At 60.2% G+C, this 8,550-nt stretch carries 7 protein-coding genes; 4 read left to right on the top strand and 3 right to left on the bottom strand.

Going from position 1 to position 8,550, the window contains the following annotated elements; genetic code table 11:
• Positions 1-1,133: site-specific integrase (locus tag ABZ717_RS28045; RefSeq protein ID WP_358516093.1), on the top strand; the 1,133-nt coding region annotated here is incomplete at its 5' end.
• A gap of 299 nt (positions 1,134-1,432) precedes the next feature.
• On the opposite strand, the gene ABZ717_RS28050 is transcribed toward ABZ717_RS28045, so the two are convergent.
• Genes ABZ717_RS28050 through ABZ717_RS28060 form a run of 3 tightly spaced genes read right to left on the bottom strand, consistent with a single transcriptional unit; the run spans position 1,433 to position 3,905 of the window.
• On the bottom strand, positions 1,433-1,933 hold the full coding sequence (locus ABZ717_RS28050; RefSeq protein WP_358516096.1) for a hypothetical protein: 501 nt from the start codon (positions 1,931-1,933) through the stop codon (positions 1,433-1,435).
• A 13-nt stretch (positions 1,934-1,946) separates the two neighbouring features.
• The gene (locus ABZ717_RS28055; protein ID WP_358516099.1) at positions 1,947-3,560 is read right to left on the bottom strand and encodes an alpha/beta hydrolase; all 1,614 of its coding nucleotides are present in this window, start codon (positions 3,558-3,560) and stop codon (positions 1,947-1,949) included.
• A 24-nt stretch (positions 3,561-3,584) separates the two neighbouring features.
• Positions 3,585-3,905, bottom strand: a complete 321-nt coding sequence (locus tag ABZ717_RS28060) for a hypothetical protein (RefSeq protein WP_358516102.1) — start codon at positions 3,903-3,905, stop codon at positions 3,585-3,587.
• Between the two features lie 861 nt (positions 3,906-4,766).
• Between ABZ717_RS28060 and ABZ717_RS28065 the strand changes: the two genes are divergently transcribed.
• From ABZ717_RS28065 to ABZ717_RS28075, 3 genes are all read left to right on the top strand, one after another.
• Positions 4,767-5,729: a hypothetical protein gene (locus tag ABZ717_RS28065; protein ID WP_358516105.1), complete on the top strand. Its 963-nt coding sequence runs from the start codon at positions 4,767-4,769 to the stop codon at positions 5,727-5,729.
• Between the two features lie 47 nt (positions 5,730-5,776).
• Positions 5,777-6,352 (top strand): ABC-three component system middle component 2, encoded by a 576-nt coding sequence (locus tag ABZ717_RS28070; RefSeq protein WP_358516108.1) that lies wholly within the window; start codon positions 5,777-5,779, stop codon positions 6,350-6,352.
• 485 nt (positions 6,353-6,837) lie between these two features.
• The gene (locus ABZ717_RS28075; RefSeq protein ID WP_358516110.1) at positions 6,838-8,364 is read left to right on the top strand and encodes a hypothetical protein; all 1,527 of its coding nucleotides are present in this window, start codon (positions 6,838-6,840) and stop codon (positions 8,362-8,364) included.
• Positions 8,365-8,550: the final 186 nt, after the last annotated feature.

The raw sequence follows: 8,550 nt of genomic DNA on the forward strand, positions 1-8,550 counted from the left end.
ACCCACCTACCAGGGGCTTCTTGCTGTTCAGAAGGGGTTCGGGGAGACCGGTACGGGGCTGTGACCTGCACCTTCAGGATGAAAAAGGCTCACGGGCTTCCTACCAGGGGCACATCCGCAAATATCTGATCCCGCACTTGGGCAAGGTGCGGTTGGACCGGCTCACTTCACGCCAGGTCGAGGCGATGTTCGACGCGATCGAAGAGAGCAACGTCCGCATCATGGAATGTCGGGAACCCGAGGATGAGAAGGTGCGGGCCTCGGTCCGTAACCAGCGGGTGATCTCGTTGTCCACCAAGCACCGGATCCGCGCCACGCTGCGTAGCGCCCTGTCGGACGCGGTACGTAACCCCGAAGAGGTGGTGAACATCAACGCCGCCTCCCACGCGAGGTTGCCGTCATGTCTGAGGAAGAAACCGTTGGTGTGGACCCCGGGTCGGGTTCGTCAGTGGGAGAAGGACGGGGGCATTCCGGGGGAGGTGATGGTGTGGACCCCGGAACAAACCAGGCGCTTTCTTACGCACGCGCGGAAGTACGTGTGGTTGCACCCGCTGTTCCACCTGATCGCCGTCAAAGGATTGCGTCGAGGCGAAGCGGTCGGCCTGCCCTGGTCCAACACCCGCCTCACCGATGGAGAGGCCGATATCCGCACCCAGGTGGTGCAACTGTCCTGGCAAACCTTCACCTCCACGCCCAAGAGCGAGGCGGGCCAGCGCACCATCACCTTGGATGCCGACACCGTCAAGGTGTTGCGGGGCTGGAAGAAGTTCCAAAACCAAGCCCGGCTCAAGGCCGGGGCGGAGTGGTCGGATTCGGGGTTGGTGTTCACCCGACAAGACGGGCAGGGGTGGCACCCCTCGCATGTGAGTGACTGGTTTACCCGCATCGCACGGGCGGCCGGGTTGCCGCCGATCACGTTGCACGGGCTCCGGCACGGGGCCGCCTCGATGGCTCTGGCAGCGGGAACGGACGTGAAGGTGGTCTCTGCCGAGTTGGGCCACTCCACCACCCATTTCACGCAGGACACTTACCAGACGGTGTTTCCCGAGGTGGCCAAAGCAGCGGCCGAAGCCACCGCCGCTTTGCTGCGCGGAACCTCGGCGCCGGTGAGTGGTTTGGTCCCGGTGCGGTAGCCGGTACCGCCGAGCACACCAGGAGCCCCACAAGGGCCACAGGCCCCAGGTGAGGATACGGGTTCACCCGTCCTGGCCTGGGGTTTCCTCATGTCTGGGGCCGATGGACCATCGGATCAAAGGGCTGGTCGAGGTTTTTCTGTATCTCCAGCCCTATGATTCTGTGCTGGTGGTTGTCCTGGCCGTCCTTATATATTTCCTGTTTCGATGTGGGTGCGAATCTTTCGGATAAGAGGAATGGGAAGTCTTCAGAATCTATTGCTGGACAGAGGGTAATTTCGGGACAGGTGCAAAAATTTTCAGGGGTTCGGGGTGCCCTCGGCCCACACGCAAGGAGAACTGGCAGCGAGAGAGAAACTTCCATCATCGCTTATACGCACGGAGACACTGAATGAGTCCTCAGCGTGATTAACCGATATCGATGTCTTCTCTGGTCGTCTGTCCCGCACTACCTCGTAGCCGTTACTGTTCCAGTACTCGAGTACCAGGTCGACGTTTGTCTCGTTATCCTCGACCCGCAGTCCGCGAACCCAGAAGGTCTCACTGACTGTGACTCGGTCCCTTGATCCGCCGTCTGTGGGGTCGTCACAGGCAGCGAAGAGGGTACCGCGCCTCGTCTCAAGTTCGGCTTCGTCAGGAAGTGCGGTGAGAGTACCGTCGATGTGTTCCTGGACCTTTGTGGCGGCCTCATCTTGGGTCATGGACTCGTTCATCTCGGTGTTTCCATCCTGTGTCGGTCCACACGCGCTCAGAGCCAGCCCGAGGGTGACAACGTAGACCAGTCGTGCTGTCAGTGCCATGTTTGTTCCCTAGTCAGTGCCTGCCGGCGATGATTTCGCCCATGTGCTCCAATGAGGCGGTGTCCTCGTGGAAGTATTCTGAGTGGGCGGCTCCGAGTGGCCAGGGGCCTCCTTCGCTGCCTTCGTCGGAGTCGAACACGGTTGCTCCGAATTCGGGGCTGGTGGGGTCGGCGCCGTGTGTCAGGTCGGTGAGACCGGTGATGCCGTCGTTCTTGGCTGTTGAGGCGTGCACGTTCTCGGGGAGGAACCCGAGTTCGGATGCGTGCTGGGCGTTCGTGCCGGGACTGCCTACCAGGACGAGCTCGTCGGCGTTGAGGCCGGCCTCGCTTTGTGCGGTGTGTCCGACGACGGTGGAGCCGTAGCTGTGCCCGATGACGGTGTTGTTCGAGCGTGTGGTGTTCTCATGGGTGGCACGCAGACCGTCCTGGAATCGGCTCAGCTCATCGACCGCACCCTCGGCGCGTCCAGTCCCGGCTGCCTCGGCGATATTGGGTGCGTCGTACCCGATCCAACTGATCACGGCGTGATCGGTGTTCGGGTCAGCGGTCGTTGCTGACTCCAGGAGCTGGTCCGCCCGGTCTGTCTGCTCGTTGACACTTTGCCAGGTGGTCGTGGTGCCCGGGACGAGGGTGGCGACGTTGTCGGCGGTGTCGGGGTTGCCGTTGGACACAATGGCTCGCCCGCGATCGTTGGGGTCGAGGGCGAGTAGGTATCTGTCGGCGCCTTCGGCGTTGAGGTTCTCGTGCAGCCTGGTCAGCGTGTCGAGTTCTTCCTGAAGGTCGGTCAGGTCGGTCTGGAAGTTGTAGGCACCGAACCCTCCGCTGGAGTCGTTCAGGGAGTCCATGGCCTCATCGCGTTCTTGTTCGGCTTCGGCGACTTCATCCTCCAGCCGATCGATCTCCTCGTCCAGGTGGTCCCGGTTGAGTTGGTCGCGCACGGTGGTGGGGACCCCGTCCAGGTCGCGTAGGAGGTCGGGGTGATCCTCGATGACCTGCTGTTGTTCGGACTCGTCCAGGGAGTGCCACCAGGTATTGACGGTGGAGGGGTGATCGTCCGGGCTGGGAAGATCGTCGGGGAGCATGCCGGGGTAGGAATCGCCGAAGTAGGAGAGCTGGGTGCCGGTCAACAGCCCGGTTTGTGCCATGCGTGCCAAGGCATCTGCGGAGGGTCCGTTCCGCAGGGAGTCGGAGGTTTCCTCGGCCTGTTCCATCAGGGTGTTCCAGTAACCCTGGTGTTCCTCCAGGAGCATTTCCTTGAGGAGATCGACGGGTTCTTCGGCGACCCTTTCGGAAAGGGCCGTATTGAACCTGTCCTCGATATTGGCGCGCTTGGCCCGATAGTCCTCGATGTCCTGGGCCCACTGTTTCAAGGTGGCGGCCCCGTAGGTCAGATCCCGCGTGGTGTCCTCCCACAGGATGAGCTCGTCGGCGGCGGCCGAGGTGATGTCCCAAGCCACAAGATCGGTGAACTCGCCCGCGCTGCTACGAAACCCGGCGTCGGTCTCCTCGGTCTGGCCGGTGAGGGACAGACGCAACTCGACCAGGGATTCGGCGCCACTGCGGATGGTCGCGGGGTCGGCGTCGATGTCGCCGGGAAGCCCCAGCGCGGGGGTGGATCCAGTCGTCATGTCGGTGTGCTCATCTGGTCGGGGTCAGAAGTTGACGGGGATGTCCAACAGGTCCAGGCCGTCGCGGAACTCATCCGAGGCCTCGTGGTCGGTGGCCGCGATCTCCAGGTCGGCTCCTTGTACGTCTTGGGCGAGGTTCACGGAGTTCTGGGCGAGTTGGCTGACGTTTTCGAAGGTCTTGATCTCAAAGCTCTCTACGCCGGAGGCGACGTAGGAGGAGACGGCTTCTTTGAGTTCATCGGTGATGTCTTCGAGGGCGGGGGCTGCTGAGATGGTGCGGATGGCGAGTTCCTCGGCCTGTTCGGCTTCGTTCATCGCTTCGATGGGGTTAACCCCGGTGGACATAGGGATTCCTACTGGTTCAAGGCGTGAGGGAGCAACCGGGACGTTACCGTACGTAGTAGCCATGATTCAGGGTGAAACGGTGTTTACTGCTGTCCGGAAACGGCCATGGCTCCGCGAGGTCGAGCCCCATCTGCACTGACCTTGTACTGGGGAGCACACGAGGAGCACACATGGCCCAGAAATACGACGAGGACCTCGGTTGAGGTCCTCGTTTACCCCCTCTGGCCTGGGGTTTTGTGGCGCACCCGGCAGGATTCGAACCTGCGACCGTCGGATTAGAAGTTCCCTGGTCGCGTACCGTCCCGTGTCACTTCGTGTCGTTGTGTCCCGCACCATCCGAATCGGGATGTCGTTCTGTGCCGCATTGTGGCACCCGCTGACGTCCCGGTCCAAAACTGCGGAGCACAAACGGAGCACGCAAGCAGGCGAAGCGTCCGATGGTCGCGGACGAGGTTTCGGACGATTGCTCTTGTGCTCTTGCCGCTCTGCAAGTGAACCTCGGATCCACTTGTACTCCTGGGGAGGTCGTGACTCCTGCTGCTGGTGTAGCGGACCGGTCGGAGAGCTCATACAGCGACGTCAATGCTCGGCGGCTAGCGAGTTCGTGTCTACCAAACAGCACGGAACACATGTCGGTGATCGACTAATGGCAACAGCGCTCTGCCCCGCCACACCACCCACAGCTCTCATACACCTTGCCACTGCCAAGCTTCTATGGCCGTATGAACCTTGATTGAGTGATTCCACAACAAGTACCATGAGACCCGTTGTGTGTGGTGTAGGAAGAGTAGCTCGCTGAGTTCGTTTGGCTTGGCGGCTTGGGATGCCTACGGGATGCGAGGGTGCAGGTTGGATAGCTCCATGCCGGTGGCAGCTGGTGTTCCTCCTATTCATTTTGGAGTGCACGAACTCCGGACTGGAAGCGCGGACGGCGCACGCGCTGAATTCGAGAAAATGCTTGCACAGCTCGCCAGTGCGACCTACCCGAATGTCCGGATGATTGCTGCAAACCCAGGCGACTGGGGAATTGACGCCTTCGCAGGTGATCTCGGGGGCGATATTACCATATGGCAGTCAAAATACTTCATGCCGTTCACCACAACCGGCCAGTCGCAGCAAATCCGCGAGTCGCTCACCAACGGACTCAAGGCTGCGGCTGCTAACGGGCACACCATCAAGCTATGGATTCTATGTATCCCCTCCAGCATGGATGGGCCAGCCAGTAAATGGTGGGACGGCTGGAAAAAGAAAAAGGAAAAAGAGCACGGCATCGTTATCGAACTGTGGGACGAGACCAAGCTCGTGAGAAAGCTACAGAGCCCTGAAGGTGACCAGGTTCGCCGCGCTTACTACGAACCTTTCACAGCTCCGGCCACACCCGTACAGGAGCAGATGCGACTCGTGCTGGACATGGATGAGGGCAGAGCCGAGGCACTCGAATCGGCTCTGTTCGTGCGCCAGATGGCAGAGGCCGGTCACGTCGAACTGGACTCAGCCAAGAGGCAGTTCTTCAATGCCGACCTGGTAGCGCGCGAAGTCGCACACAAAGGTGTTTCCACTGAAATTGCTGCACTCAGTTCAGTTGATGCCACCCTGCATGGAGTGTGGGAACTGCAGTTTAACGAGTGCTCTGCTAGGGACTGCCTCACCGACCTTCATGGGCGGGTTTGGCGCGAGGTGCGGTCTGAACACGACAAGCTACCGAAGATACTGCGTCTGGAAGTGACGCACAGCTGGGGTCTGGTCCACCGACTGGTCGACAGCCGCAGGGCAGGGTGGGTCAGGCACTGGCGACAGATCGCAAGCGGTCATGTCGACGGCTGACACCTCTTGACGACCTATACCGATCGACAACTAATAAGGAGCATGCCGTGCAAGCAGACCGTCCGGTTATGATGCCGGAGGACGAGGTGCCTTTTCGCCTCGCCCAACTGCTTCTGCTCCTTAAGGCCGTCACCGTGCAGGACGAAAACGGGGCGACCCTGGAACGCATCGGATACTATGACTTCCTGTCCGCAAATCCCTTCCTTGTGGTCCCTCCTGAGGGTCGGGAGGCAAGCCTCCTTCGGTTGGCCGGATTCGATCCGCAGGTTCTTGCCTATGCATCCTCATCACAGCGATTCACTAGCCGACGTGAGCGCATCCAACACGATTTGGCACTCTTGGTCGCCTATGGATGCTGCCGAGTCCACAATCGAAATGGCTCCCTCGCCTATTCGATTACAGGAATCGGGCAGGAACTCGGGGGGAAATTCACAGCCACCTACGCTACCTCGTTCAGTGCTGCCGCCGACATTGTCGTACGCCAGCTCCGCAAGCTGAGCGACAAGAGATTACGAGAGCAGACAGCACAGTGGATCAGTCCGGATAGTCCTGGCAACCCTGCAGCCGCTCTCATGGCTGTTCTAGGGCCGGGCCCTGAATCGGAAATTTCCTGGGAGGGATAATTACCATGGAGTCACTTCCTGGAATCCGAATCCGATATCTGCGACTGGCTGGGATAGATCGATCCTACGACGTCGACTTTACCTCCGACCATCAGGTGCGTAATCTGTCTGTTGTTGCCGGAGCTTTTAGCTCAGGCAAGACGGCAGTGTTAGAGTTCATTGCCTACGGGCTCGGTGCCAAAAGGCACCCCCGACATCAAGAGGTACTGCGGAAGGTCCGTTCTTGCCTCTTGGAAGTCGAGCTTTCCGGAGAGGTATACGTGATCGAGCGATCGGTCGGAGAGCCCTCAAAGAGGGCTTTTATCCGTCGTGGAACGCTCGACAGCAAGCCTGTGTCCAGGGCTGAGAGCAGGCCTATCGATCCGCCCGGATCGCCGGAGAGCTTGTCATCTCTCCTCCTTAGTCACTGCAAGCTCGAAGGTGTCCAACTCCGTGAAGCGCCCACGAAAAGTGAATCCCGCACGGACCCCCTCAGTTTCCGAGACTTGATGTGGCTCACATTTCTTCCCAATGAGCGTATCGCGGACAAGAACTTCCTGTTCGAGAACGACTACATGCGCAAGCACAAGCTGCGGCAGGTCGTCGACGTTGCCTTCGGAGTCCACAACGACCGAGTTATCGAGCTCGGCCAGCGTATCCAGGAACTTGGAGTTCGGCTCAACCGGGCCAAAGCCGAACTCACAGCGGCACGCGCCTTCGTAGAGGAACAAGCTCCCACAGCAATGGACGATGTTTCCTCCCCTATTATTCACGAGCGGGAGCTAGCTGACATCACGAGCCAGCTACAGGAGCTAGACCGTCGTGCTCAGGCGAGAACGGACTTCGCGGCCCAGCTAAGACGCAGGCACAAAATAGCAGCCCAGAACTCCCGTCGGGCGGCAGCAGTGCTTAGAGATCGCGAAACCCAGCTGGCTCGGTTGATGCCCCTGCGAGCACAGTACGCGGACGACCTCCTCAAGCTCGGCATGCTGGGTGAGGCCCAGCAACTCTTCGACCCTCTTAACGTCACCGCTTGCCCTGCGTGTCTGAACCGCCTGTCCGCTTCCCCTACTGCTGAAAATGGACGCTGTAGCCTGTGCCGCCATGAACTAACTGACGCGGACGGGGTGCTGGTTCTGGGGGCAGTCGATGCTGGTAGCCAGGCCCGTGACAATCGCGTGGATGTTGCGGCTGAGATCCGGTCTACCAAGGCCCGTCTCAAGGAGATCAGCACTTACATCGATGACCTCGGAGACTCTCTCGCTGCACTTAAACTCCGGGCGGAGGACGCGGCCATCCTGGAAGAGGAAGCAGCTGCCGCATTGGACGCGGCAACTTCACCTTCAGTCTCACCTTTCCTCGCCGCGCGCGACGATCTGTACCGCCGACGTGAACAGATCCTCCGCCAAATTGAACAGACCGGGAACACGGGCAAGCTCCGAGAAGGACTCACCAAACGGGCAAATATCGTAGAACGTCACGAGGCCCAGATCACGCGCTTGCGAGAAGAATTGGCACGGCTCGGAGACGCCACCCACGACCGTGATCGGGTCATCTCTAAGATCAGCAACCGCTACGGTGAGCTCCTGCGAGCTTGGCGCTACCCGAAGGTCAGAACGCCCTTTATCAAGACCGACCTGACCCCTTTCGTGCGTGATGAGCCATACCAAGAAGCTTCCTCCGGCGCCCGTACCCTCCTGACCTTGGCTTGGCAGTTGGCTGTCTTCGAGATCGCCGTCGAAGTAGGCGCCGCGCACCCCGGTTTCCTCATGATCGACAGCCCTCAGAAAAACCTCGGTCACGGCGGTACTCGCGACGCCGTGATCGCAGACGCGGTCGCCATCGACGACTTCTATCGCCACCTCTCTGTTTGGCTCGCAGACCGCGGTAGCCAAGCGCAGCTCATCATCGCTGATAACAGCCCGCCACCTTCAGTGGAGGGCAGTGTTGTTGTGCGCTACAGCCGTAACGAGAACCGTCCGCCTTACGGGCTAATCGAAGACGAAACTAGCGCAGAAGAGGAGGGCGGCTGATTGAGGCGCGTGCTCAGCACTGGGTTGAGTATGGGCGCTCTCCCGAGGAACGTGCTGATCAAAAAGTGGCGGCTGTACGGACCAGTCACTCAGAGCGTGTTTGAGAAGGGGTAACGGTCCGGGCACTTCCCCCACGCTGCTGCTGTCAGGCCGCAAGCATGAGCCCCATGCCGCGACGCCCGACCT

This window comes from Nocardiopsis sp. NPDC006832, assembly GCF_040635885.1.
GTDB lineage: Bacteria > Actinomycetota > Actinomycetes > Streptosporangiales > Streptosporangiaceae > Nocardiopsis.

Bases quoted from the DNA above. Each gene is read 5' to 3' on its own strand.
- ABZ717_RS28055 (WP_358516099.1), bottom strand. From the start codon at position 3,560: ATGACGACTGGATCCACCCCCGCGCTGGGGCTTCCCGGCGACATCGAC.
- ABZ717_RS28065 (WP_358516105.1), top strand. From the start codon at position 4,767: ATGCCGGTGGCAGCTGGTGTTCCTCCTATTCATTTTGGAGTGCACGAA.
- ABZ717_RS28050 (WP_358516096.1), bottom strand. From the start codon at position 1,933: ATGGCACTGACAGCACGACTGGTCTACGTTGTCACCCTCGGGCTGGCT.
- ABZ717_RS28060 (WP_358516102.1), bottom strand. From the start codon at position 3,905: ATGTCCACCGGGGTTAACCCCATCGAAGCGATGAACGAAGCCGAACAG.